The sequence below is a fragment of the Archangium lipolyticum genome, assembly GCF_024623785.1.
GTDB lineage: Bacteria > Myxococcota > Myxococcia > Myxococcales > Myxococcaceae > Archangium > Archangium lipolyticum.
In genome coordinates, this window is the sequence record NZ_JANKBZ010000023.1 from 21,185 (window position 1) to 45,740 (window position 24,556).

19 protein-coding genes are annotated in these 24,556 nt (G+C 68.0%); 14 read left to right on the plus strand and 5 right to left on the minus strand.

All coding sequences use genetic code 11. From position 1 onward, the window contains the following. The first annotated feature begins 32 nt into the window (after positions 1-32). From glyQ to NR810_RS35665, 14 genes are all read left to right on the plus strand, one after another. Positions 33-1,013 carry a glycine--tRNA ligase subunit alpha gene (gene glyQ, locus NR810_RS35600; RefSeq protein WP_257459055.1) on the plus strand — a complete coding sequence of 327 codons (981 nt, stop codon included), beginning with the start codon at positions 33-35 and terminating at the stop codon, positions 1,011-1,013. Further along, the gene (gene glyS / locus NR810_RS35605; RefSeq protein ID WP_257459057.1) at positions 1,003-3,102 is read left to right on the plus strand and encodes a glycine--tRNA ligase subunit beta; all 2,100 of its coding nucleotides are present in this window, start codon (positions 1,003-1,005) and stop codon (positions 3,100-3,102) included. Before glyQ ends, glyS begins: the two co-directional genes overlap by 11 nt. 117 nt (positions 3,103-3,219) lie before the next feature. Next, entirely contained in the window at positions 3,220-4,599 is a 1,380-nt protein-coding gene (locus NR810_RS35610) for a YncE family protein (protein ID WP_257459058.1), read from the plus strand. Beyond that, a complete protein-coding gene (locus tag NR810_RS35615; RefSeq protein WP_257459060.1) occupies positions 4,596-6,560 on the plus strand; it encodes a hypothetical protein in 1,965 nt (654 codons plus the stop codon). The genes NR810_RS35610 and NR810_RS35615 overlap by 4 nt, the downstream gene beginning before the upstream one ends. 61 nt (positions 6,561-6,621) lie before the next feature. Further along, positions 6,622-7,548, plus strand: a complete 927-nt coding sequence (locus NR810_RS35620) for an FHA domain-containing protein (protein ID WP_257459062.1) — start codon at positions 6,622-6,624, stop codon at positions 7,546-7,548. A 109-nt stretch (positions 7,549-7,657) separates the two neighbouring features. Then, positions 7,658-8,194: an A24 family peptidase gene (locus tag NR810_RS35625; protein WP_257459063.1), complete on the plus strand. Its 537-nt coding sequence runs from the start codon at positions 7,658-7,660 to the stop codon at positions 8,192-8,194. Between the two features lie 32 nt (positions 8,195-8,226). Beyond that, positions 8,227-9,678, plus strand: a complete 1,452-nt coding sequence (locus NR810_RS35630) for a pilus assembly protein N-terminal domain-containing protein (protein WP_257459065.1) — start codon at positions 8,227-8,229, stop codon at positions 9,676-9,678. 143 nt (positions 9,679-9,821) lie between these two features. After that, positions 9,822-11,600, plus strand: a complete 1,779-nt coding sequence (locus NR810_RS35635) for an ATPase, T2SS/T4P/T4SS family (RefSeq protein WP_257459066.1) — start codon at positions 9,822-9,824, stop codon at positions 11,598-11,600. Between the two features lie 7 nt (positions 11,601-11,607). Continuing rightward, positions 11,608-13,866, plus strand: coding sequence for an FHA domain-containing protein (locus NR810_RS35640; RefSeq protein WP_257459067.1), 2,259 nt, complete (start codon positions 11,608-11,610; stop codon positions 13,864-13,866). Positions 13,867-13,958: 92 nt separating this feature from the next. After that, entirely contained in the window at positions 13,959-16,646 is a 2,688-nt protein-coding gene (gene polA / locus NR810_RS35645) for a DNA polymerase I (protein WP_257459068.1), read from the plus strand. Next, complete coding sequence (locus tag NR810_RS35650) at positions 16,646-18,028, plus strand: AHH domain-containing protein (protein ID WP_456062038.1); 1,383 nt, start codon at positions 16,646-16,648, stop codon at positions 18,026-18,028. Before polA ends, NR810_RS35650 begins: the two co-directional genes overlap by 1 nt. Beyond that, the gene (locus tag NR810_RS35655) at positions 18,025-18,603 is read left to right on the plus strand and encodes an imm11 family protein (RefSeq protein ID WP_306818792.1); all 579 of its coding nucleotides are present in this window, start codon (positions 18,025-18,027) and stop codon (positions 18,601-18,603) included. The genes NR810_RS35650 and NR810_RS35655 overlap by 4 nt, the downstream gene beginning before the upstream one ends. Positions 18,604-18,637: 34 nt before the next feature. After that, positions 18,638-20,014, plus strand: a complete 1,377-nt coding sequence (locus tag NR810_RS35660) for an AHH domain-containing protein (protein ID WP_456062039.1) — start codon at positions 18,638-18,640, stop codon at positions 20,012-20,014. Next, complete coding sequence (locus tag NR810_RS35665) at positions 20,011-20,589, plus strand: imm11 family protein (protein ID WP_257459071.1); 579 nt, start codon at positions 20,011-20,013, stop codon at positions 20,587-20,589. The genes NR810_RS35660 and NR810_RS35665 overlap by 4 nt, the downstream gene beginning before the upstream one ends. A gap of 269 nt (positions 20,590-20,858) precedes the next feature. Here NR810_RS35665 and NR810_RS35670 read toward each other — a convergent pair whose 3' ends face one another. The 5 genes from NR810_RS35670 to proC all read right to left on the minus strand — a co-directional run bounded on the left by NR810_RS35670 (position 20,859) and on the right by proC (position 24,506). Continuing rightward, positions 20,859-21,380 carry a hypothetical protein gene (locus NR810_RS35670; protein WP_257459072.1) on the minus strand — a complete coding sequence of 174 codons (522 nt, stop codon included), beginning with the start codon at positions 21,378-21,380 and terminating at the stop codon, positions 20,859-20,861. Between the two features lie 249 nt (positions 21,381-21,629). Then, a complete protein-coding gene (locus NR810_RS35675; RefSeq protein WP_257459074.1) occupies positions 21,630-22,817 on the minus strand; it encodes a peptidase MA family metallohydrolase in 1,188 nt (395 codons plus the stop codon). Between the two features lie 7 nt (positions 22,818-22,824). Continuing rightward, positions 22,825-23,124 carry a DUF167 domain-containing protein gene (locus NR810_RS35680; protein WP_257459076.1) on the minus strand — a complete coding sequence of 100 codons (300 nt, stop codon included), beginning with the start codon at positions 23,122-23,124 and terminating at the stop codon, positions 22,825-22,827. 3 nt (positions 23,125-23,127) lie between these two features. Continuing rightward, entirely contained in the window at positions 23,128-23,655 is a 528-nt protein-coding gene (locus tag NR810_RS35685) for a DivIVA domain-containing protein (RefSeq protein ID WP_204219711.1), read from the minus strand. A gap of 23 nt (positions 23,656-23,678) precedes the next feature. Beyond that, complete coding sequence (proC, locus tag NR810_RS35690) at positions 23,679-24,506, minus strand: pyrroline-5-carboxylate reductase (RefSeq protein ID WP_257459077.1); 828 nt, start codon at positions 24,504-24,506, stop codon at positions 23,679-23,681. Positions 24,507-24,556: the final 50 nt, after the last annotated feature.

A 24,556-nucleotide genomic window follows, 5' to 3' on the forward strand; every position in this document is an offset into this window, starting at 1 on the left:
TCCAGGACCCCATCACTAGGGTCCGCGGCGCCATGTACTTCCAGGATCTGATTCTCACGCTCCAGAACCACTGGGCAAAGCAGGGTTGCATCATCGCCCAGCCCTATGATCTCGAGGTGGGTGCGGGCACCATGCACCCGTCCACCTTCCTCCGCGCCCTGGGCCCCGAGCCCTGGAACGTGGCCTACGTGCAGCCCTCGCGGCGTCCCGCCGATGGCCGTTTCGGCGAGAACCCCAACCGCCTGTTCCAGCACCATCAGTTCCAGGTCATCCTCAAGCCGGCGCCCAAGAACGTCCAGCAGCTCTACCTGGACTCCATCCGCGCGTTCGGGATCGATCCGCTCGAGCACGACATCCGCTTCGTCGAGGACGACTGGGAGTCGCCCACCCTGGGCGCCTGGGGCCTGGGCTGGGAGGTGTGGTGTGACGGGATGGAGGTCACCCAGTTCACCTACTTCCAGCAGTGCGGTGGCTTCGAGTGCCGGCCCGTGTCGGCGGAGCTGACGTACGGCCTCGAGCGCATCGCCATGTACCTGCAGAACGTCGAGAACATCTTCGACATCGAGTGGGTCAAGGGCGTGAAGTACCGCGAGGTCTTCCACGCCAACGAAGTGGAGATGAGCCGGTACGCGCTGCAGGAGTCGGACGCGCAGATGCTGTTCGGTCTGTTCGACTCCTACGAGAAGGAGTGCAAGCGCCTCATCGAGCGCGAGCTGCCGCTGCCCGCGTATGACTACGCGCTCAAGTGCTCGCACGCGTTCAACCTGCTGGACGCGCGTGGCGCCATCTCGGTGACGGAGCGCGCCAACTTCATCAAGCGTGTGCGTGACAACGCCCGCCTGTGCGCCGAGGGCTACCTGAAGATGCGCGAGAAGCTGGGCTACCCGCTACTCAAGACGGCCTGGACCGTGGGCGAGCAGCCCCCGGTGCTCGAGGGCAAGCCCGCCAGCGACTACTGGAAGACCTTGATCCTCAACAAGCCCGCCGAGGCGGAGGTGGCCCGTGGCAAGTGATCTGCTCCTGGAGATCGGCGCCGAGGAGATCCCCGCCTCGTTCATCCTGCCGGCGCTGGAGGACCTCAAGCGCGTCATCACCGAGCGCGCGGCCGAGGCGCGGCTGAAGCACGGCGAGGTGCGCACCTACGGCACGCCGCGGCGGCTGGCGGTGTGGGTGAAGGACGTCGCGGAGCGGGGTGAGGACATCACCCGCGAGGTGCTCGGCCCGAGCGCGAAGGCGGCCTTCGACAAGGACGGCAAGCCCACCAAGGCGGCGGAGAAGTTCGCCGAGAGCCAGAAGCTGTCGGTGGACCAGTTGCTGCGCATGCAGACGCCCAAGGGCGAGTACCTGGGCGCGAAGGTGGAGGAGAAGGGCCGTCCCGCGGCGGACATCTTCAAGGACATCCTCCACACGGCGGTGCACGGCATCAACTTCCGCAAGACGATGCGCTGGGGTGACGTGGACCAGGCCTTCGCGCGGCCCGTGCAGTGGGTGGTGGCGCTGCTGGGCGGCGAGGTGCTGCCGGTGGTGCTCGGCGACGTGAAGAGCGGCCGGACGACGTACGGCCACCGCTTCCTGTCGCCCGCGGCCATCGAGATCTCCAAGCCCTCGGACTACGAGGCGGCCCTGGAGAAGGCGAACGTGGTGCCGGACTTCTCCAAGCGGCGCGCCCAGGTGCTGGAGCGGGTGCGCGCGGCGGCCCAGCAGGCGGGCGGCAAGCTCATGGAGGACGACTCCCTCGTGGACCAGGTGACCAACCTGGTGGAGCTGCCCAACCCGGTGGTGGGCAGCTTCGAGGAGCGCCACCTGGACCTGCCCCCCGAGGTGCTGGTGCAGGAGATGAAGAGCCACCAGCGCTACTTCTCCGTGGTGGACGCCAACGGGAAGCTGCTGCCGCGCTTCATCGCCGTGTCCAACACGCCGGTGCGCGACGTGAACGTGTCCCTGCGCGGCTACCAGCGCGTGCTGCGCTCGCGTCTGGCCGACGGGCGCTTCTTCTTCGACGAGGATCGCAAGACGCCGCTCGAGGCCCGCACGGAGAAGCTGGCGCGCGTGGTGTGGCAGGGGCAGCTCGGCAGCTACGCCGAGAAGGTCGAGCGCTTCCGCTCGCTGGCGGTGAAGCTCGCCGGGTGGACGGGGAAGGGGAGCCTTCAGTCCACCATCGAGCGCGCCGCCACCCTGGCCAAGGCGGACCTCGTCACCGGCATGGTGGGCGAGTTCCCCGAGCTCCAGGGCGTCATGGGCCGCGAGTACGCCCGTGCCGGTGGTGAGCCCGAGGCGGTGGCCCTGGCCATCTTCGAGCACTACCTGCCGCGCACCGCCGAGGACTCGCTGCCGACGCAGGATCCCGGGGCCCTCATCGGCCTGGCGGACCGGCTGGACACGCTCTGTGGCATCTTCGCCATCGGCAAGGGCCCCAGCGGCGCGGCGGACCCGTTCGCCCTGCGGCGCGCGTGCCTGTCCGTCATCCGCATCGTCCTGGAGCGCGGCTACCGCTTCTCCCTGCCCCAGGCGGTGGACGCGGCGCTGGAGCAGCTCGGGCCGAAGATCGCCAACGTCAAGCGCAAGGCCGGCGAGCCCGCGCCTCGCGAGCAGGTGCTCGAGTTCTTCCGCGGCCGCCTCAAGGCGCTGTGGATGGAGCAGTACCGCACGGACGTGGTGGAGGCGGTGCTGTCCGCCGGCTATGAGGACCTCGTGGCCGCGCACAAGCGGCTCCAGGCGCTCGCCCCGCTCGTGGGCCAGGCGGACTTCGCGCCCCTGGCGGTGGCCTTCAAGCGCGTGGTCAACATCGTCGAGAAGCAGGGCAAGGACGTGGCCCGCGGCGAGGTGGACTCCAACCGCCTCACCGACGACGCCGAGCGCCAGCTCCACTCGGCCTACCTCCAGGCGCGCAACCGCGTGGCCGACCGGGTCAAGGCCGACGACTTCTCCGGGGCCCTCAAGGAGATCACCGGCCTCAAGCCCACCGTGGACACCTTCTTCGACAAGGTGATGGTGATGGCCGAGGAGCGGGAACTGCGCGAGAACCGCATCCGGCTCCTCACGGAGATTGGCACGCTGTTCAATCAGGTGGCGGACTTCTCGAAGATCCAGTCGGAGGCCTGAGCTCCGCCTGGTGGGTTGGTCACCAGAGTGGGGGACGTGAGATGGTGGGTACGGAATAGCCGGGGTCCTTTGTAGTTGCCCGGCGGTAGAGCGGTTTCTACACTCCGCCCCCCTTACATGCGCCCCCTTCTCCCGAGTCTCGCGCTGCTTGTCGCCGCCGCGTGCACGTCCACCGCGCCGCGGCCCCCGCCGACCGACCGCTTCGTCTACCCGGCCGGTCTCGTGTACCGGAGCGTCCCCGGTTCCACCAATGGCGTCCTCTATGTCGCGAGCGCCAACTTCGACCGATGCTTCGATGACGGCACGCTCATGGCGGTCGACCTGGACCGCGTGGGCGCCGACACGAACCGCCTGCCGGCCCTCGGCTCGGCGAGCGGCGCCGCGGTGGACATCCCCCAACTGAACGTCGCGCCGGAGTCGATCCGCACGATTCCCAGCTACGCGGGCGAGATGGCCCTCTGGGAGCGCACCGACGGCAACGTGCCCCGGCTCTTCGTCCCCACCCGCTCGGACGGCAACAACCTCTACTACGTGGATGTCCCGGAGCCGACGCGGCTGTGCTCGGGCGAGGGCTGCGCCGAGGGGAGGGTGTCCCTGCAGAATGTTCCGGGGAGCGCGAACGATGTCCCCCGCGCGGCCGCGCCCTTCGGCATTGCCATCGGCACCGGGGGAGACGTGTGGCTGACGCACCTGGACCCGGCGGACTCGCCGGAAGAGTCGTTCGAGGCCTTCCGCTCCTACGTGGTGCGCCTGCCCGGTGATGCGCCGAGCGTGTCCGCGGAGAACTTCGTCACCCTCTCCACCCCCGAGCTCCCCATGGGCGGCAACTCGGTGGTGCTGAGCGAGCGGTACGCGTTCGTCACCGGCCGGTTCGCTGGCGGCATCACGTCCCTGTCCCGGCGGTTCCTCGTGCGCGTGCTGGACAGGACGGACACGAGCCGGCTCATCGACCCCGGGCTGGACGTGGGCTTCGCCGCGCTGGATGCGCGCGGTCTCGCGCTGACCGAGCGGGTGGCGTCCAGGCCCCAGCGGCTGTACGTGGCCGTGCGCGCGCCGGACTCGCTGCTGCTGGTGGACGTGCAGGGCATCGAGTCGACGTCGAGCTCGCCCCGGCTCACCGTGGTGGGCTCGGTCCCGCTGCCGAGCGGTCCCACCGAGGTGCGCCTGGTGCCCCGCGGGGAGACCCGCAGCGAGCTGGTGGTGGTGTCCTGCAGCGCGGCCGGCGTGGTGGCCATCTTCGACCCGGACGTGGGCCAGGTGGTGGCCCAGGTCCAGGTGGGCAACGAGGCGGCCACGGAGACTCCCCAGCCGTTCGGGCTCGCCGTGCAGCAGCAGGGCAACGCGGCGCGTATCTTCACCAGCAATTTCGGAGACGGGCGCGTTTCGGTGATCGACATCCCGGATCTCGCCAACCCGCAGCAGGCCCGCCTGGTGGCCCGGCTCGGGACCCGGCAGGACCTGCCGGGAGCCACCACGTGTCAGGAGGTACAGCAGTGAAGCGCGTCATCGTGTCGTTGATGGTGGGGCTGGGGGCGCTGCTGGCGGCCTGCACCCAGGAGGAGACCGCCCTTCCGTACGCCGGGCTGGTGGGCACCTACGATGTGACCCTGGTGGGGGCGCGGGTGTTCGTCACCTCCTCGGGCAACAACGAGCTGCGCGTGCTCGAGCTCGCGCAGGACATCAATGACCGGCAGTATGCCCGTGCCCCCAATCCCATTGAGCCGCTCTCCATCCCGGTGCTGAAGCGGCCCGAGGCCCTCACGCGGGACGTGCGCTACGACGACCAGGGCGCCGAGGTGACGGGTCCCTATGTGTACGCGCGCAGCAACGGCTCCACGGAGATCTCCGTGGTGGGCGCGGACCCCAGCCTTCTGCGCGAGGTGCGGCGGCTGTCGACCACCGAGCTGAGCGGGTCGTCGACGGGTCCTGTGACGGCCTTCGCGGCCCGTGGGCCCGACGCGGAAGGGCTGAGCACGCTCTATTACGCCACCCAGGAGACCTCCGGGGCCCAGCTGTGGCAGCTGCGGTTGCCGGGACCCGAGGCCCTGCTCGCGGGCGCCGAGATCGCCGCGCCCACGCCCCTCAAGGTGCTACCCAATGTGGCCGTGAGCTCGATCCTCGTCATGCCCCAGCCCGGGGAGATCGCCGTGGCCACGCGTGGCGCGGCCGGCGTGCTTGGCAAGAGCTACAAGCTGAACCTGAACGGCGGGCCGGAGCTGGAGCTGAACTTCGCTGGCGCGCAGGTGCTCCAACTCGCCACCCACCCGAAGGTGACGTACGTGTTGCCGGAAGGCAGCCCCGAGCCCGAGAGGACCCTCCAGGCGGGTGAGCGCATCTTCGGCGTCCTCGATGCGTCCAGCTGCGGCGGTCAGTCCCAGTGCTCGGGCGTGCTGGCGGTGGATTCCGCCACGGGCAGCGTGTCCAAGGACATCACCGGCTACCCCATGCTGCCCATCACCGGGAACGCCGGGTTGCCCATGGGCCTGTCGCTCTCCCCGAACACGCAGCTCCTGCTCCAGAGCGGCACCCGCTCCGTCGTGACCCAGGCCCTGCTGGGCATCGTGCCGCTCTCGGACGGGGAGATCCTCTTCTTCGACGCGGCGTTGCTGCGCCCGTTCGACGTCATCGATACGGGCCCGAGGGCCGCCGTCTCCTTCGTCAACGCCGCGGGCACCAGCCAGACCGAGTCCACCGCCATCATCGTCGATGCCGAGAAGGGCGATGTGACGAATGGTGTCACCCGCAACAACACGTACCAGCTCGTCTACCAGGGCGTCCTGCCGGGACTGGGCTCCGTGCCGTACACCCCGGGTTCGACGGCCTTCGAGATTCCCCCCGCGGCCTGGGCGGAGGGGGGGGCGCAGGTACGGCCGGGGGACATCATCCTCCTGACCCCGGAGACCACGGGCCAGCAGCCTTGCGCCACGAACGTGGTGGTGGGCTCGGTGCAGCCGCCGGCGAGCGCCGGGGCCAATGCCGTCCTGGTGCCCGCGGGCGCCATCCCCACGGAATGCGCCAACTTCACCCGCTTCCAGGTCCGGGCAGCGGGCAACCAGCCGCTGGTCCTCTCCGACAGCACGTCCTTCCTCCAGCGCCTGGGCGTCGGCGAGACCTACACGCGCACCGGCCCCTACTACTTCCACCCGGATGGGTACGCGGGCCAGACCGAGGGTGTGGATGTCCGCATCAACGTCGCGAGGCTCCCCGAGGGCCTCGTGCGCGACGAACGTTATGTGGTGAACACCCTGTCCAACTACTTTCCGTTCGGCATCACGGTGGACCTCGGCATCCCGGCCCTGCAGACCTTCCGGCTGCCGGGACCCGTGGTCCAGGCGACCGTGGGTGATACCTCCTACGCCTATATTGCCTACCCCTCGGCGGATGGCATCCTCCAGGTGAACCTCGAGGCCATCTTCGTGGACGTGGCCAACAGCACCGGCGTGTACCCCTATCGGTGATTTCGCGTCCCCGGACGCCTCTGCTATCGTCCGGGTTTCGTGGAATAGCGAGTCAAGACTGATGATCGACCAGAACTCCCGCCCCGCCCGCAAGGTCGGTATCGCCGACCACCTGTGGGAGACCTACGAAGACATGGCCCAGCAGATGGGCTCGGATCGCGACGCGCTCATCAACCAGGCGCTGTTCATGTTCGCGCGCCTCAACGGCTTCATCGAGGTGGCGCGTCCGGGCCGGCCGGAGGTGGCCTCCGGTGCCGGTGCCGCCGCGCCCGCCCCGCGTGCCGCGCAGTCCTCGGCGGCCAGCAAGGCCGCTCCGCCCGTGCTCCAGCCCGTCAATGGTGGCGCCTCTTCCAACAAGCTGCCTCCCGCCCCGCGTGACGAGACGCCGCAGCCCGCTCCGGTGCCGCAGCGCGTCTCCGCTCGCGCCGAGGAGCGTCCGCCCGCCAACTCCCTCGACAATGATCCCGCCCGCCGCGAGGTGGCCGAGCGTGTCCTGGAGACGGCCGCCGAGCTCGAGCGCCTCATCAAGGGCAAGAGCAACGAGCCCCGTGAGGAGCTGGACGAGGACGCGCTGGCCGACGACAGCGACCCGGGCGACATGGACCTGGGCCCGGAGGAGCACGACGAGCAGATGGCCGCCGACGAGGACGAGCCCCTGCCCGAGGACGAGCCCCTGGACGAGGAGTCGATGGACGAGGAGTCCGCCGGTGGCGCCCTCATCCTCGCCATGGACAGCGCCGAGCCGCAGGTGATCACCAAGGAGCGGTTCGTGATCGGCCGTGGCAAGCACTGCGACCTCGTCATCAACTCCGGCAAGGTGTCGCGCGAGCACGCCGTCATCGTCCGCGAGGGCGACGACTTCTTCATCGAGGACCTGGGCTCGTCCAACGGCACCTGGTTCAACAAGCAGCGCATCAAGCGCCGCAAGGTCGAGGACGGCGACGAGTACTTCATCTGCAGCGAGCGGGTGCGGCTCTCCTACCAGTGAGGGCCGGGCCGTCGCGTCGGGGGGTTGGGCTGTTCGCCAATTGACGGAGAGCGGTCCTCCCTGATTTATTCCCCAGACCCGTCCTCCTCTTGGCGAGGGCGGGTCTCTGATGACTTCCTTCCACATCGCGCTCTGGACCGTCCTGGGAGTGGCGCTCGTGGTCTCGGTGGCCACGGACGTGATGCGCCGCCAGATCCTCGACGTCGTCACCTATCCCCTGGTGGCGGTGGCGTTGGGGCTGCGCCTGTGGGGAGAGGGTGTGGGAGACCTGGAGACGGGGCTGGTGAGTGGGGTGGTGTCCGGGGCGGGGCTGGCGCTGCTGCTGGTTCCCGGGGCGATGCGCGGCAGGATGGGGTGGGGGGACGTGAAGTTGATGGCGGGGGTGGGGGCGGTGTTGGGCTTTCCCGCGGTGATGGCCGCCGCGGCGTTCATCTCGCTGGTGGGCGCGGTGCAGGCGGTGGTGACGCTGCTGTGGGAAGGCGCCGTATGGGAGACGCTGGGAGACGTGCTGCGGCGCTGGGCCGTGCGCGTCCGGCTGATGCACGAGGGCGCGGCGGACGGACCGCGACGCCACATCCCCTATGGGGTGGCGATCGCGCTGGGGACTTTCTGGGCCATGTGGTGGCAGCACGACAGATTGGGGTAGCTCGGATGCGACGCGAAGAGGGAACTCTCACGATGCTTGGACGCTTCACGCAGGTGGCCGCGCTCGGCGCCCTGCTGGCCCTGTTCACGGCGGGCTCCGCGTGGGCGCAGGAGGGCGGCAGCAACATCAGCCTCGGGGTGGGCACCCAGAAGGTGCTCCCCGTGCCGGGCACCACCCGCATCGCCGTGGGTGACCCGAGCATCATCGAGGTGAAGATCATCGGGAACAGCCAGGTGCTGCTCATCGGCCAGGCCGAGGGCAAGACGACGCTGCTCATCTGGAAGAGCTCCGGTCAGCGCGTCAGCTACCTGGTCACCGTGCGCAAGCAGGACCCCAACGAGGTCATCTCCGAGATCAAGAAGCTGCTCGGGGAGATCGAAGGCGTGTCCGTGCGGATGGTGGGTGACCGCATCTACCTGGACGGTCAGGCCTACACCACGGGTGACGCCGATCGCATCCAGGAGGTGGTGTCGCTCTACCCGAACGTGAAGAGCTTCGTGAAGGTGGCGCCCAACGCCAAGAAGCTGGTGGCGCAGAACCTCACTGCGGCCTTCCAGAAGGCGGGCCTGCGCAACGTGCAGGTGAACGTGGTGGGCGCCACCATCTTCCTGGAGGGCTCGGTGGAGAGCCAGCAGGACCTGCAGAAGGCCGAGCTCATCACCAAGGCGGTGGGCGAGAAGGTGGAGAACCTGCTCGTCGTCGGCATCAAGCGGATGATCCTCTCCGAGGTGCAGTTCGTGGAGATCCGCCGCAATTCGCGCGACCGCTACGGCATCAAGTACCCCACGGACATCACCGGCACCGTGACGGCCACGGCCAACATCACCCAGGAGCTGTTCCCCGCCTCGTTCGGCTCGGGCCGCGGCCTGGTGGCCATCAACGGCGGCTCGGAGTTCTCCATCGGCTTCCAGGGCAACGACGGCTACGGCCGCCTGCTCGCCCAGCCCAAGCTGGTGTGCGCCAGCGGTGAGAAGGCCGAGTTCCTGGCCGGTGGCGAGGTGCCCATCCCGCTCATCACCCAGAACCAGTTCACCGTGGAGTACAAGCAGTACGGCGTCATCCTCAACCTGCGCCCCACGGCGGACCGCAACGGCAACATCCAGACGGAGATCGAGGCCGAGGCGAGCGAGCTGGACACCTCGGTGTCCGTGTCCTTCGGCGGCTCGTCGGCCATCCCCGGCTTCCGCACCCGCAAGGTGAAGACGAACGTCACCGTGCGTCACGGCGAGACGATCGTCCTGTCGGGCGTGTTCAGCCACGACGAGCAGAAGGCCGTCTCCAAGCTGCCGGGCCTGGGCCACATCCCCATCATCGGTGAGATCTTCAAGAACCGCGCCTTCGACTCCACCAAGCGCGAGCTGGTCATCTTCGTGACGCCCCGCATCGTCAACCCGGACTCGGACAAGATCCGGACGATCATCGAGGACGTGAAGAGCCGCTACAAGCAGGCCCGCTCCGAGGTGAACTTCAACATCTTCGACTGAGCCGCCCACGGCTGCTCGGTTGCTCGAGGCCGGCCTCGTCCCCCCTGGGGATGGGCGCCGGCCTCGCCCTTTTCAAGGGGGGGAATGGCTCATCGCGTTGCGTCCCCTTTGAGAGGACGGGAGCGCTTGGTACCATCCGCGCCATGTTTCTCGTCACGCTCGAGGAGAAGGGCGGAGGTACCGAGCAGATCGAGTTCGAGAAGAACGAGATCACCATCGGCCGCCTCGCCGGCAACGACATCGTCCTCGCGAAGGGCAACGTCTCCAAGTACCACTCGAAGATCGTCTCCAAGGACGGCAAGCTCATCGTCGTGGACATGAAGTCCACGAACGGCACCTTCGTGAACGGCAAGAAGATCGCCGGGCCGCAGGTGGTGAAGCCGTCGGATCAGATCTTCATCGGCGACTACATCATCAACGTGGAGCCCCTGTCGGAGCCGAGCATGACGCGCACGGCTCCTCCCGAGGAGGAGTACTACGAGGAGGAGCAGGGCTACGACGACGGCGGCGAGGGCCAGTACGCCGAGGAGGAGGAGCCGGTCTACGACGAGCCGGAGCCCGAGCCCCAGCCGGCGGCCAACGCGCGCATGCCGGCCTCGCTGGCCTCGGCGCTGGCGAAGAACAAGAAGCGCGTGGACCCCCGCCTGGAGGCCTACACCCGGCTCCAGAAGGAGATCCACGACCGCTTGATCGAATACCTCGACCTGCGCCGCATGGACATGGACCGGCTCGGTGACGAGGAGCTGTGGCGGCGCACCGAGAAGGCCATCCGCGACATCATCGATCAGATGGAGGCGGATGGAGAGCTCCCGGGGGAGGTGGACCGGGAGGAGCTGCTCACCGACGTCATCAACGAGGCGCTGGGCCTGGGGCCCCTCGAGGCGTTCCTCGCGTCGGATGAGATCAGCGAGATCATGGTGAACCACGCCAACCAGATCTACATCGAGCGCAAGGGCAAGCTCGTCCTGTCCGAGAAGACGTTCAGCTCGAACCAGGCGGTGCTCGGCGTCATCGAGCGGATCGTCGCGCCCATCGGCCGGCGCATCGACGAGTCCAGCCCGCTGGTGGACGCGCGCCTCAAGGACGGCAGCCGCGTCAACGCCATCATCCCGCCGCTGGCGCTCAAGGGACCCTGCATCACCATCCGCAAGTTCAAGAAGGACTCGCTGAAGATCCAGGATCTCATCAAGTACAAGACCGTCACCGCGCAGATGGCCGAGTTCCTGGAGATGTGCGTGCGGGCGCGCAAGAACATCGTCATCTCCGGAGGCACGGGCTCGGGGAAGACGACGACGCTCAACATCATCAGCTCCTTCATCCCCGAGGACGAGCGCATCGTCACGGTGGAGGACGCGGCGGAGCTTCAGCTGCCGCAGGAGCACTGGGTGCAGCTGGAGAGCCGCCCGCCCAACCTGGAAGGCAAGGGCGCCATCGCCATCCGCGACCTGGTGAAGAACTGCCTGCGCATGCGGCCGGATCGCATCGTGGTGGGCGAGTGCCGCGCGGGCGAGACGCTGGACATGCTCCAGGCGATGAACACGGGCCACGACGGCTCGCTCACCACGCTGCACGCCAACACGCCGCGCGACGCCATCGCCCGGCTGGAGACGATGGTGCTGATGAGCGGCATGGAGCTGCCGGTGAAGGCCATCCGCGAGCAGATCGCCAGCGCCGTGCACCTCATCGTGCAGCAGACGCGCTTCTCGGACGGGACGCGGAAGATCTGCTTCATCACCGAGATCGCCGGCATGGAGGTGGACATCGTCACCCTCCAGGACATCTTCTATTACAAGCAGGAAGGCTTCTCGGATGACGGGAAGGTGCGCGGGCGCTTCGTGGCCAGCGGCTTCGTGCCGAAGTTCTACGATGACCTGCAGCGCAAGGGCATCCCCGTCAACATGAGCATCTTCCGCGAGGACTGACGTCACCATGCCTACCCTGGTCGTCCGTCACCCCGACGGCAACGAGAGCGAGCACGAGCTTTCCGGTGAGCTGAAGATCGGCCGCCAGGAAGGCACCAATGACCTGGTCCTTGCCGAGGGCGGCGTGTCGCGCCGCCACGCCCGCTTCGTGGTGGAGGGCGGCAAGGTGATGGTGGAGGACGTGGGCAGCGCCAACGGCACCTTCGTGGATGGCGAGCGCATCACCGGCATGACGCCGCTGACGTCCAAGGCCGTGGTGCTGCTGGGCGACTACGAGCTGCGGCTCAAGGCGCCCGCGCGGTCGGCCGCGAGCTCCGGGGCTCGCAGGGCGGCGAAGCCCGCGGGCGAGGAGTCCGAGGCGCTGGGTGAGGAGAGCCCGCGCGCCACCCGGGCCATGCCCGCCGTCAAGCGGTCCGCCCCGGGCGCGGGAGGCCCCTCGGCGCTGGCGAAGCGTCCCCGGCCCGCTCCCGCGGAGGGCTCGGAGGAGGGCGGTCCCCCGGTGCTCAAGGGCCTCACCGGTCCGTGGGCCAACCAGAAGTTCCCCGTGAAGGGCAAGCTGCTGGTGGGCCGCCAGGCGCCCGCCGCGGTGCTGATCGAGGACGACTCGCTGAGCCGCAGGCACGCCGAGGTCGAGGCCACACCCGAGGGTGTGATGTTGCGCGACCTGGGCAGCGCCAACGGCACGCTGGTCAATGGCGAGCCGGTGGGCACCCAGCAGGTGGCGCTGCAGCCGGGAGACGTCATCACCTTCGGCATGGTGGAGATGGTGCTCGAGGGCGGTGGTGGAGCCTCCAACCTGCCGGCACGGCGCGGCGGACGGGAGGTGCCCACCCGGCGTGGGGCGGGTGGCGCGGCGGGTCCGGAGGCCGGTGCGGCGGTGCCCATCGCGGCCTCGCGCAAGAAGCTGCTGGTGGTGGCCGCCGGCGTGGTCGGCCTGCTCATGGTCGCGGCGATCACCAAGAGCACCCTGGGCGGTGGTGGCGCGGCATCGGGGACGACTCCGATGGCGCAGAAGGGTCCGCCTCCCATGAGCCCGGCGGAGCAGGTGCAGGAGCTGCTCAGCAAGTGCCGCTCCTATTGCTCCACGGAGATGGGCAGCGAGCCCGATTGGGTGAAGGCAGAGGATTCCTGCTCGAAGGCGCTGGACATCGATCCCATCAACGCCGAGGCCAACAGCCTCATGCGCCGCATCAAGATGGAGAAGGAGGCGTCCGAGTACTTCGCGCAGGGCCAGAAGGCGCTCACGCGGCAGAAGGAAGAGGAGGCGCTGGACTTCTTCAAGAAGATCACGAAGGAGAGCTCCTACTTCCGCCGGGCCAAGCCCAAGGTGCTGGAGGCGGCGGCGCAGGTGATGAAGCGCGCCGGGGACGACTGCAAGGCCTACCTGCGCGACGGCGAGTGGAGCGCCGCGGTGCCCCGGTGCGAGCGCTACATGGGCTTCGCCTGCCAGAAGATGACTCGCGAGGAGCTGGAGCCGCCCATCGGCTTCACCCTGGTGCTCGACAAGGGCAAGCGGCTGGGGCGCACCGAGTGGCGGCCGAAGGACAAGATGTACCTGGACTTCCTCATCGCCCGGCGCCGGTTGGATCCCAACGCCGCGCCCTGGCGCTGCCCGGTGTCGGACATCTTCATGGAGGACGACAAGCCGACGGACGTGCGCAAGCAGGTGGAGGACACCTTCAAGCAGCGCCTCCCCCACAAGTTCATGATCGCCGCGATGATGGACTACTGGGGCGGACGCGGGACCGAGGCGCTCGCCACGCTGCAGAAGCTGCGCTCCAACTACGAGCTGGCCCAGTACCACGGGGAGACGGACAAGCTGCTGGCGGATGTGTCCAACGTGGATCAGCTCTTCAAGATCGGCCAGGGTCTGCTGCAGCTGGAAGACGTGGAGAAGGCCGCCGATCCGCTGCTGGAGGCGCTGGACGTGGACAAGCGGCTGATGGGTGACATGGTGGAGAGCAAGCCGTCCTCGTACCGGAAGAACATCCAGCAGGACATGGCGTCCAAGGCCATCACCCGGGGCAAGTACTGGGATGATCGCGGCGATGGGCGCCGCGCCTGCCGCATCTGGAAGCTGGGTTTCCGCTTCTACGCGGGCAACACGGACCTGAACTCGCAGGTGGGCCGCTGCTCCACGCGAGGCCTCAAGGCCCTCAAGTCGGCCGAGTCCTGTGAGGATCTGGACGCCGTGCTGGACTACGCCGTCCCGGGCGATGGGCTCGAGGAGAAGGTGAAGGCGCTGAAGGCGGAGAACAGCTGCTGAACACCGTGGCCCTCCGGGAGCGTTGACGGTTGCTCCCGGAGCGCGGCCCGGCATGGACAGGGGGCGGGGGGGTCGGTTAAGGCCGGGGATCTATGGTTCCGAGCCCTCCGAGCGGCACGCCCCGCCTCGTCCTGATCGACGCCTCCAGCTTCATCTTCCGCGCCTATCACGCGATTCCCCCCCTGACGAACCGCCAGGGCGTGCCGACCAACGCCACCCTGGGCTTCACCCGGCAGGTCCTCAAGGCGCTCAAGGAGCTGAACCCCACCCACGTCGCGCTCGCCTTCGACAAGGAGAGCCGCGCCGAGCGCCAGAAGATCGATCCCAACTACAAGGCGAACCGCGCGGAGACGCCGCCGGATTTGAGCCAGCAGTTCCCCTACATCCGCCGGGTGGTGGAGGGACTCAACCTGCCCGTGCTGGAGGTGGCCGGTTGGGAGGCGGACGACGTCATCGGCACCCTGTGCAAGCGCGCCAAGGCCGAGGGCTTCTGCGTCCTGGTCGTCACGGGGGACAAGGACTTCGTGCAGATCGTCGATGACGATGTGCACCTTTATGATCCGCAGAACGAGCGCTACACGGACCCCGCCGAGGTGAAGGAGCGGCTGGGCATCGAGCCCCGGCAGATGCGCGACTACCTGGCGCTCATCGGCGACGCGGTGGACAACGTGCCCAAGGTGCCGGGCATCGGCCCGAAGACGGCGGTGGAGCTGCTGACGCAGTTCGGCGGCGTGGACGCGCTGCTGGAGCGGCTCCCCGAGGTGAAGAAGCCGAAGATGCGCGACGCCATCGCCGCGCACCGCGAGAGCCTGCTGAGGGCGCGTGACCTGGTGACGTTCCGCACGGACCTCGAGCTGGGTGTCTCCATCGAGGAGCTGAAGCGCCGGCCGGTGCACGAGGAGCAACTGCGCCAGCTGTTCACCGAGCTGGAGTTCTCCGCGCTGCTGAGGGAGCTGCCGGCGAAGGCACCGACCCAGGAGACCACGAAGCTGACGTTGGAGACGGAGATCGTCACCACCAAGGCGGGGATCGAGGCGCTGGCCGCCAAGGTGCGAGAGGGGGGGGCGGTGACGCTCATTCCCGCGTACGAGGGCCTGCCCTTCGCCGCGCCACTGGTGGGGCTGGGGGTCGCGCTGGAGGACGGCTCCACGCGCTACGTGCCGCTGGGCCACGAGGGGTTGGGGGTGGAGCAGGTGCGGCCCGCGGAGTTCAAGGCGGCCCTCCAGGGGGTGTTGGAGGACGCGAAGGTGGCGAAGGGAGGACACGATCTCAAGGCCCTGACACTGCTGCTCCACCGCGAGGGCATCCAGCTGAGGGGAGGGGAGGACGACGTCGAGCTGCTCAGCTACCTGCTGGATGCCTCACGGCGAGACCACGGCCTGGAGATCCTGTCCCGAGAGCGACTCCAGGTGGACCTGCCAGAGCTGCCGGTCACGAGTGGACGCAAGGCGCGGGCGTTGAAGGAGTTCTCGCCCCAGGAAGTCGCGGTGGCGTACGCGGCCCGGGCGGACGTGGCGCGGCGGCTGGCCCCGGGGCTGTGGGAGGAACTGGAGGGGCTGAAGCTGGCGAAGCTCGCGTGCGAGCTGGAGATGCCGCTGGTGCCGCTGCTGGCGCGCATGGAAGAGCGCGGGGTGAAGCTGGACGTGAAGGTGCTCCGGGAGATCTCCGAGAAGGTGGGCGCGGAGTGTGAGCAGAAGGTGAAGGAGATCCACCAGCTGGCGGGCACCGAGTTCAACGTGGGCTCCAATCCGCAGCTGGCGGAGGTGCTCTACAAGAAGCTGGAGCTGCCCGTCCTGAAGCGGGGCAAGACGGGGCCCTCGACGGACCAGGAGGTGCTGGAGAAGCTGGCCGAGATACACCCGCTGCCGCGAGCCATCATCGAGTACCGCTCGTTGTCCAAGCTCAAGAGCACGTACCTGGACACGCTGCCGGACCTGGTGGCGCGAGATGGGCGCATCCACACGACCTACCACCAGGCGGCGACGGCCACCGGGCGGTTGTCCTCGTCGGATCCGAATCTGCAGAACATCCCCATCCGGACCGAGCTGGGCCTGGAGATCCGCCGTGCGTTCATCGCGGAGGAGGGCCATCAGCTCGTCTCGGCGGACTACAGCCAGATCGAGCTGAGGCTGCTGGCGCACATCGCGGAGGATCCTGTCCTCATCGACGCCTTCGCCCGGGACGAGGACATCCACAGCCGCACGGCGGCGGAGATCTTCGGAGTGGCACAGGACCAGGTGACGAGGGACCAGCGGCGAGTGGCGAAGACGGTCAACTTCGGCATTGCGTACGGGCTGAGCCCGCACGGGCTGTCCACGCGCCTGAACATTCCGGTGGAGGAGGCGCGCGACATCATCGAGCGCTACTTCACACGTTATGCGGGCATCAAACGCTACCTCGACGAGACGGTGAAGGTGGCGAAGGAGAAGGGATACGTGGAGACGCTCTTCGGGCGGCGCCGGCCGATGGGCGATCTGAACGCGAAGAACCGCCAGCTGGTGCAGGCCGCCGAGCGCGCCGCCATCAACATGCCGATCCAGGGGACGGCGGCGGACCTCATCAAGGAGGCCATGCTGGCGGTGGACAAGGAGTTGGAGAAGCAGCGCCTGCGCACGCGGATGCTGCTGCAGGTGCACGACGAGCTCCTCTTCGAGGCGCCGGATGCCGAGGTGGAGGCGGTGAAGGAGCTGTCGCGGCGGTGCATGTCCGCTGTGATGACGCTCAAGGTGCCCCTCAAGGTGGAAGTAGGAGCGGGAAAGACGTGGGCTGACGCGCACTGATGTTTGCGCGCGTCGTCTTTGTCCTGAGCCTGCTGTGGTTGGTGCCGCTGCGGGCCCGAGGTGCTCCACCAGAGAGCGGCAGGATCCTCCCGGAGCTGGAAACCGTGAGGGTGAGCGAATACCGCGGCCCCTTGGAGGGCCGCGGGCTCGAGCTCACCTTCAGGCAACTGGGGCCGGAGCCGGCCCTGGGACGGTTCTCCGTGGAGGAGGCGCGGGCGCTCGTGGAGGCCCTGGAGAGGGCCTTCCAGGCGGTGGAGCCTCGCTCGAGGCCATCCTCCCTGGTGGGAGCACCGGTGGGCGTGGCGAGGGCAGGCATGCACCTCGTGCCAACGCTGGATGCGCAGCCCTCGGACCTGGAGCGGCGTGTGTGGGCGGCCTTCGCGGAGCTTCAGGGCCCGTCCTCCCTGCCGCTGGCGGCATCGCTGGAGAACAGCCGGTGGTTCCAGGCGCTCAAACTCTCGCCTCGCTACATGGAAGAAGGGGTGCGCGAGGCGGCCATGGAACTGCTCACCTCGCCCACCGTCGCCTACTCCATGGCCCTGTCCATGATGCTCTACATGGCGGCATGGGCTGCGCCCGAGCCAGTCTTTTCCAAGGCATTGGCCGCGGCGGTGACGCTCGGGTTGTTGATGACCTACAGCGCGGTGGAACTGCACACAGTGGGGGTGGCTTGTCTGAACCTCTACCGGGAAGCGGAGGTGGCGAGGACACAGGGGCAACTGGAGGCAGCGGCCGAGCGCTTTGGAAAGGCAATAGGGGGAGTAGGGCTGCGAGTGCTGGTGACGGTGGCTGGGGCGAAGTTGGCCAAGGGGTTGCCGGAGGTGCCCAGGGGCGGGCCATGGGCGCGCCTTTCGCCTCCACGCTTCGCCTTCGAGGGAGGTGGCCCAGGGGCAGGCCGTTTCACCTTCGGGGCCGGGGCACGTGCTCAGGTGAGTGTGGCGGATGGCACGGTGGTGCTCATGGGCGTGTCAGCCAATACGACGGCGTCTGCGATTGCCGCGGCCGGTGCTTCGGCCCGGACGTCGGGGGATTGCAGGGACGCTGCGAACAAGGGGGACGCCAGGGCTCATCATCTCGCCACAGACAAGAACGACATCTCCGATGCCAGTGGCGGTCCTTGGACTCCGCGCTTCGAAGTTCTCTTCAAACGAGCGGGCATGCGCCTGAATGACTCGGCGAATATCGTTTATCTCATTGCCCATCAGGGACCACACCCCGAGGAATATCACGAGGAGATCTACAGGCGGCTGGAGGCTGCACTTGGGAGATGTCGAGCCTTGGTGGATTGTCGGGCGAGGCTCGTGGATGAACTCGACAAGATTGCAGCTGACATCTGTAAACCCGGGTCGATGCTCAACAAGCTTCTCACGAAGAAGCCATGAACATGCCAGAACGATATTTCGATTTATCGGATGATCTGCACGTCGCAGGGCGATGGCATTTGAGCGCTCCCGATGTGGATGAGAATGGACGGGAGATAGATCCATGGCAGTTCAAAGATGGGGTTGCCGTCGAATTGGAGGCAATGCCCGTCCTGAGCATGGTCCGCCCTGGACGTGCCCTCGACTTCAGCATGACCGGCCTGACTGTACCGTTGGTTCACGGGCGCGTCGTCTCTCTCTTCGAGCGACTGGGCATCGCGCAGGATGTCCAATTCATACCAGTCCGGGTAGAGGGATTCGCCGAGCCCTATTTCCTTCTCAATGCACTCCGCGTCATCCGCTGTATTGACGATGCCCGGTGTGAAGAGGTGCTCTATTGGCGGCCTGAGGACAACCGCCCGGACAAATCGGGTCAGTACCGGAATGTCAGGGGATTGAAAGTAGATCCAACGAAGGTGGGGGCCGTCAGCGTCTTCCGCCCCTGGGGCTGGACGGTCGTCCTCATCGTCACCGAGCAGGTCAAACTAGCCATGGAGAGCGAGGGGATCACTGGCGCCCGGTTCAGGGAGGCCTGACGTGCGCCATGGCTGGAAAGAGATGGATGGATTGATGTCTCCGCGCGCTGTCCTTGTACTGAGCCTGCTGTTGTTGGTGCCGCTCTCGGCCCGGGGTGAGTCGACTGAGAGCGGCAGGACCTTTCCGGCGCTGGAAACCGTGAGGGTGAGCGAATTCCACGGCCCCGCGGAGGGCCGAGTGCTCGCCTTCAAGCAGCTCGGGCCGGAGCCGACCCTGGGACGGTTCTCCGTGGAGGAGGCGCGGGCGCTCGTGGAGGCTCTGGAGAGGGCCTTCCAGGCGGTGGAGCCTCGCTCGAGGCCACCCTCCCTGGTGGGAGCACCGGTGGGCGTGGCGAGGGCGGGCATGCACCTCGGGCCAACGCTGGATGCGCAGCCCTCGGACCTGGAGCGACGTGTGTGGGCGGCCTTCGCGGAGCTTCAGGGCCCGTCCTCCCTGCCGTTGGCGGCATCGCTGGAGAACAGCCGGTGGTTCCAGGCGCTCAAACTCTCGCCTCGCTACATGGAAGAAGGGGTGCGCGAGGCGGCCATGGAACTGCTCACCTCGCCCACCGTCGCCTACTCCATGGCCCTGTCCATGATGCTCTACATGGCGGCATGGGCTGCGCCCGAGCCAGTCTTTTCCAAGGCATTGGCCGCGGCGGTGACGCTCGGGTTGTTGATGACCTACAGCGCGGTGGAACTGCACACAGTGGGGGTGGCTTGTCTGAACCTCTACCGGGAAGCGGAGGTGGCGAGGACACAGGGGCAACTGGAGGCAGCGGCCGAGCGCTTTGGAAAGGCAATAGGGGGAGTAGGGCTGCGAGTGCTGGTGACGGTGGCTGGGGCGAAGTTGGCCAAGGGGTTGCCGGAGGTGCCCAGGGGCGGGCCATGGGCGCGCCTTTCGCCTCCACGCTTCGCCTTCGAGGGAGGTGGCCCAGGGGCAGGCCGTTTCACCTTCGGGGCCGGGGCACGTGCTCAGGTGAGTGTGGCGGATGGCACGGTGGTGCTCATGGGCGTGTCAGCCAATACGACGGCGTCTGCGATTGCCGCGGCCGGTGCTTCGGCCCGGACGTCGGGGGATTGCAGGGACGCTGCGAACAAGGGGGACGCCAGGGCTCATCATCTCGCCACCGACAAGAATGACATCTCCGACGTCAGTGGCGGTCCTTGGACTCCGCGCTTCAAGGACCTGTTTGACCGAGCTGGGATGAGCTTCGATGATCCAGCAAACATTGTCTATCTCGTCGGCCACGTGGGGCCACATCCCAAGGAGTATCATGAAGCGGTGTTCAGCCGACTCCGAGCAGCGCTAGGGGATTGCAGGAGCCTGGCTGACTGTCGAGGTAGGCTGACGAAGGCTCTCGATATGATTGCTGGTGAAGTCTGTACGTCCGACTCGAAACTCAACAAACTTGCCACGAGAAGGCCATGAGTTTTCCTCCTCGTTATTTTGAATTGTGGGACGAAATGAGTGTCCCGGGTCGTTGGGTGTTGAAGCAGAAGGACATCGACGAGCATGGGAAAAGAGTGGATCCCTGGCTGTTCGACAAAGGGAAAGCCATCCACTTGGCGGGAAGGCCCATTCTCGGGATTTCCCATCCCGGCATCCCGCTTGATTTCAGCTTGACCGAGCTTGCCACGCCGGTGGTGACCGAGCGTGTCGTCTCTCTATTCCAAAGCCTGGAGTTCGAGAAAGAGGTTCAGTTCATTCCCGCCCAGGTGGAGGGACGGTCCGAGCCCTATTTCATCCTCAATGTCTTGCAGGTCATCCGGTGCATCGACGACGCCAGGTGCGAAGAGGTGGCGTATTGGACGCCCGAGGATGGCGAGCCGGAACTGGTCGGCAAATATCAGAAGGTCTACGGGATGAAGGTAGACCCGGCCCGGATTGGAGACACCAACATCTGCCGCCCCTGGGGCTGGACGGGCGCCATCATCGTCACCGAGCGCATCAAACTGGCGATGGAGGGCGCTGGTATCACCGGCACCCGGTTCCGGGAGGCCTGAAAAGACATGGGCGGACGCGCACCGACGTGCACGTCCGCCCACGGAAAACAACGCCGACCCGTCCAGCCGTCGAGGCGCGTGAACCCCCGATCACGCGGCCTCCAGCGGCCACTCCTTGCGGCTCACCGCCCCCCCGGGCGGGAACTCGCCCCCTTTTCGCGCCTCGGGCCCCCCATTTCGCCCGTCAGCGCGCCCCCTTCAACCGCCGGCCCTCGGACACCTCCCAGAACTGGATGCGTCAAGCCGGACGGGTCGGCACCCCCCTCAACTCAATGCACCGCCACACGTCCATCGCTCGGAGTGGGCTTCTTCTCCTTCGTCCCCCCGGAGCGCTCGAAGAACTGGACCACGAGCCCCGCGAAGGGCACCCGCGGCTTCGGGGCGAGTGGATTGGCCAGGCGCTCCATCATCGTCACCGCCGAGTCCACCGCCTCGTCCAGCGCGCGGTTCACCACCGCCCGCTCCGTATCCCCCCCACCCAGCGTCTCCACCGCATCCACCAGGCAGCGGCGCAGCGCGGCGAACTCCTCGTGCAGCGCGCGCGTCCCCCGCCTCGGCGTCAGCCTCAGCACGGCGCGCGTCCGGCTCCACGGGCTGCCCTCCTTGCCCTCCAGGCTCCGGCCCACCTCGCGGATGAAGGGCTCCACCACGCTGTCCAATTGGTTGTGCGGGGGTGTCCCGTTCTTCCGGGCCTCGGCGAAGCGCACCCTGCGCCATGCCGCCGCGAGCCGCTCGGGCTGTCCCGCGAACACCCTCGCTACCCCTGCTGCTCGCCGTGCGTTCTCCGCCATTCCACTGTCCTCCGCTCTCGTGGCGCCGTCTTAAGCAAGGCATCTGCCAGCGCTCGCGCGTTCCGGAGGGACAATGAATTCAGCCGTTTGGCTCGACCCCCGCGGAGGGCGAGCCACGATCGGGCTGTAGTTTTTTCGAAGAAGGCGACAAAGGGGCGCTGCGTGGGTCGCGCGGTCCCTCGAGTGGGCAGGTCTTTTCCCACCGCGAGGGTAGGGACTGACCCTCGTCCCTCGACGAATGAGAGGAGCTCAATGCACCGTCGGCTTGGACGGGCGAGGCGGAGCTTCCTCATCGTCCTCGAATTCCGGGCCGTGTGACGCGGAGGACTCGTACCACTCGGTGGTCGCGGCCGTGTCCGCCGTCTCCGGGGTGCCCTCGTCCGCGGGGGGCGGCGAGAGGGGGACCAGCTCCTGCTGCTGCCGCTGCTGGGCGAGCTCCGCCTCGAAGGCCGCGCGCATCGCCGCGTCCTCGGCGGCCTCCTGCGCCTCCATCTCGGCCAGATTCGCCGCCTTCTGCTGCCGTCGCCGCACGTAGGCCGCGAGCACCAGTCCCGTCGCCCCCAGCCACAGCAGCGAGGTGCTCGTCGTCAGCGGCAGCCAGCCGTAGCGCGCGGCCAGCCCTTCCCGCCAATCCAACTCCTCCACCAGCAGCGAGGCGCGGAAGGCCTTGCCGAAGGCCTGCTCGAAGGGCTGGCCCGTGGCCACCTCGTCCACCAGCCGGCCCATGCCCTCGGGCCCGTGCCGCGCCGACAGCCACGCCACGAAGGCGGCGCTCTGCGCGTAGGCGAGCTCCACGTCCGAGGGGCGATCCGGCCAGTCCTCGGAGAGGTGCTCGAAGTGGAACACCTTCTCCTGCGTCACCGCGTGGAAGAGGGCCGTGTAGTGCGTCATGGAGAAGTTCTCTCCCGTGACGTTCTGCGCGAAACCCTCCTGGAACCAGCGAGGCCAGCGCTTGCCGAGCTGTCCCAGCGCCACGTGCGCCAGCTCGTGCCGCAGCGTCACCTGGCCCTCGGGCCCGGCCATCGTCAGGGCGTTGAGCAGGACGATGCGGTGCTCCGGGTAGGCCAGCGCCACCGCCCAGCCCGGAGGCTCGCCCCCGGGCAGCGCCAGGGCCTCGAACTCCCCGCGGTCCACGCCCACGCGCAGCTCCGTCACCCCCGGCCAGTCCCGCCCGAGCACCCCCACGAAGGTGTCGCGCACGGACTCGATGGTGGTGGCCAGCTGGCGCGCGGCGCCCTCGGATCTCGCGGTGTAGAGGATGCGGAAGCGGGGCGTGGTCAGCTCGCCCACCACCAGCTCCGGCCGGGCAGCGGGCACCATCGCGGGCTCCACGCCGCCGTTGGCATGGCCGGCCTGGGGCGTAGGGCCGATGTACCCCTCCTGTGCTCCCGCGAGGGGTGACAGCAGCAACGTCAGGAGCAGCAGCAGGTGGCGCATGGGGGCCTCACGTGCCCCCAGACATAACAGCCTGGACCTCCGCCGCGCCAAGCCCCTCGACTCGAACCCGTTTTCGACGCGAGGCGTCACCGGCCACCAGTGTCACCTGCCGCCGGGGCACACCCAGCTGTTTGGCCAGGAACTCGAGCAGGGCGGCGTTGGCCTCGCCATCCACGGGAGGGGCGGCGAGCTGGAGCTTCAGCATCCCATCGTGCTCACCCACCACGCGGGTGCGCGAGGCCCGGGGCTGCACCAGCACGGCCAGCTCCACCGCCCCGGGGACTTCCTTGAGCCACGAGGCCGTCACACGCTACTCGCCGTTCTGGGCCTTCTTCTGGGTGAGGTAGGCCACGTTGTCCTCGACGCGCGCGTAGTCCTTGTCGGCGAAGGTGCGCCCGCTGAAGGTCTCCAGCAGCTTCTGGTGCGCCTCCACCACGGACTTCACCTGGGACTCGAACTGGGCGCGCTGGCGCTTGAGCTCGTTGATGTCCTCCACCACCTGCACCAGCCGCTGGTGGGCGCCGTGGACGATCTTCTCCGCCTGGTGCTCGGCATCCGCGAGGATGATCTCCGCCTCCTTCTTGGCGGCGGCCTTCATGTCCTCGCTGATGCGCTGGGCGGTGACCATCGTCTCCTGGAGGGTGCGCTCGCGCTCCACGTGCTGCTCCAGCTTGAGCTGGGTGCGCTTGAGCTCCTCCTTGAGGGCGATGTTCTCCTTGACCACCTCCTCGAACTCACCGGCGATGAGCTCCAGGAAGGCCTCCACCTCGCGCCGAGAGAAGCCGCGCAGGGCCGTCTCGAAACGCTTCTGCCGGATGTCGAGCGGGGTGATCTTCATGGTGCCCCCAGTATAGGCCAGCCCTAGGACTTCTCCAGGAACTGCTCCCCCAGCTCCTTGGCGCGGCGGGTGGCGGCCTCCACGGCGTTGATGAGGGTGGTGCGCAGCCCGCCTGCTTCCAGGGTATGCAGGCCAGCGATGGCGGTGCCGCCGGGGCTCGTCACCTGGTCCTTGAGCTGGCCGGGGTGGATGCCCGTCTCGATGAGCAGCTGGGCGCTGCCGAGCACCGTCTGGGCGGCCAGCTTCTGGGCGGTGTAGCGGGGCAGGCCCACCTTCACGCCCGCGTCCGAGAGGGCCTCGATGACGAGGAAGATGTAGGCGGGGCCGCTACCGGACAGGCCGGTGACGGCGTCCAGGAGGTTCTCGTCCACTACGGTGGTGATGCCCACGGCCTGGAAGATGCGGGTGGCCACGGCCAGGTCCTCGTCGCGGGCGTGCTCGCCGCGGGCCAGGGCGCAGGCTCCGGCCCCCACCAGGGAGGGGGTGTTGGGCATGGTGCGGATGATGCGGGCCCCGGCGCCCAGCCGCCGCTCCATGACGGAGATGGGCACGCCCGCCGCCACGGAGATGAACAGCTTGTGCGGGTCCACCACCGGCGCCACCTGGACGAGCACCTTGTCCAGCACCTGCGGCTTGACGGAGAGCACCACCACGTCCGCCTCGCGCACGGCGGCCACGTTGTCCAGGGTGGTGCGCACCCCGTAGGTGCGCTGCAGCTCCTCGATGCGGTCTCCGCGGCGGCCGGTGGCGATGATGGATTCGGGCCGGGCGGTGCCGGAGCGCAGCAGGCCCTTGATGAGCGCTTCGGCCATGTTGCCGGCGCCGAGGAAGGCGATCGTCTGTTCGAGCATCCCCCCGGTTCTAGCGTGAAACGCGGGCCCCCGAGGGACCTTTGGAGGGA

Excerpts from the sequence above, each read along its gene's own strand:
- glyQ (WP_257459055.1), top strand. The coding sequence starts at position 33 with ATGTACTTCCAGGATCTGATTCTCACGCTCCAGAACCACTGGGCAAAG.
- NR810_RS35610 (WP_257459058.1), top strand. The coding sequence starts at position 3,220 with ATGCGCCCCCTTCTCCCGAGTCTCGCGCTGCTTGTCGCCGCCGCGTGC.
- NR810_RS35620 (WP_257459062.1), top strand. The coding sequence starts at position 6,622 with ATGATCGACCAGAACTCCCGCCCCGCCCGCAAGGTCGGTATCGCCGAC.
- NR810_RS35625 (WP_257459063.1), top strand. The coding sequence starts at position 7,658 with ATGACTTCCTTCCACATCGCGCTCTGGACCGTCCTGGGAGTGGCGCTC.
- NR810_RS35630 (WP_257459065.1), top strand. The coding sequence starts at position 8,227 with ATGCTTGGACGCTTCACGCAGGTGGCCGCGCTCGGCGCCCTGCTGGCC.
- NR810_RS35635 (WP_257459066.1), top strand. The coding sequence starts at position 9,822 with ATGTTTCTCGTCACGCTCGAGGAGAAGGGCGGAGGTACCGAGCAGATC.
- NR810_RS35640 (WP_257459067.1), top strand. The coding sequence starts at position 11,608 with ATGCCTACCCTGGTCGTCCGTCACCCCGACGGCAACGAGAGCGAGCAC.
- polA (WP_257459068.1), top strand. The coding sequence starts at position 13,959 with ATGGTTCCGAGCCCTCCGAGCGGCACGCCCCGCCTCGTCCTGATCGAC.
- NR810_RS35650 (WP_456062038.1), top strand. The coding sequence starts at position 16,646 with ATGTTTGCGCGCGTCGTCTTTGTCCTGAGCCTGCTGTGGTTGGTGCCG.
- NR810_RS35655 (WP_306818792.1), top strand. The coding sequence starts at position 18,025 with ATGAACATGCCAGAACGATATTTCGATTTATCGGATGATCTGCACGTC.
- NR810_RS35660 (WP_456062039.1), top strand. The coding sequence starts at position 18,638 with ATGTCTCCGCGCGCTGTCCTTGTACTGAGCCTGCTGTTGTTGGTGCCG.
- NR810_RS35665 (WP_257459071.1), top strand. The coding sequence starts at position 20,011 with ATGAGTTTTCCTCCTCGTTATTTTGAATTGTGGGACGAAATGAGTGTC.
- NR810_RS35670 (WP_257459072.1), bottom strand. The coding sequence starts at position 21,380 with ATGGCGGAGAACGCACGGCGAGCAGCAGGGGTAGCGAGGGTGTTCGCG.
- NR810_RS35675 (WP_257459074.1), bottom strand. The coding sequence starts at position 22,817 with ATGCGCCACCTGCTGCTGCTCCTGACGTTGCTGCTGTCACCCCTCGCG.
- NR810_RS35685 (WP_204219711.1), bottom strand. The coding sequence starts at position 23,655 with ATGAAGATCACCCCGCTCGACATCCGGCAGAAGCGTTTCGAGACGGCC.
- proC (WP_257459077.1), bottom strand. The coding sequence starts at position 24,506 with ATGCTCGAACAGACGATCGCCTTCCTCGGCGCCGGCAACATGGCCGAA.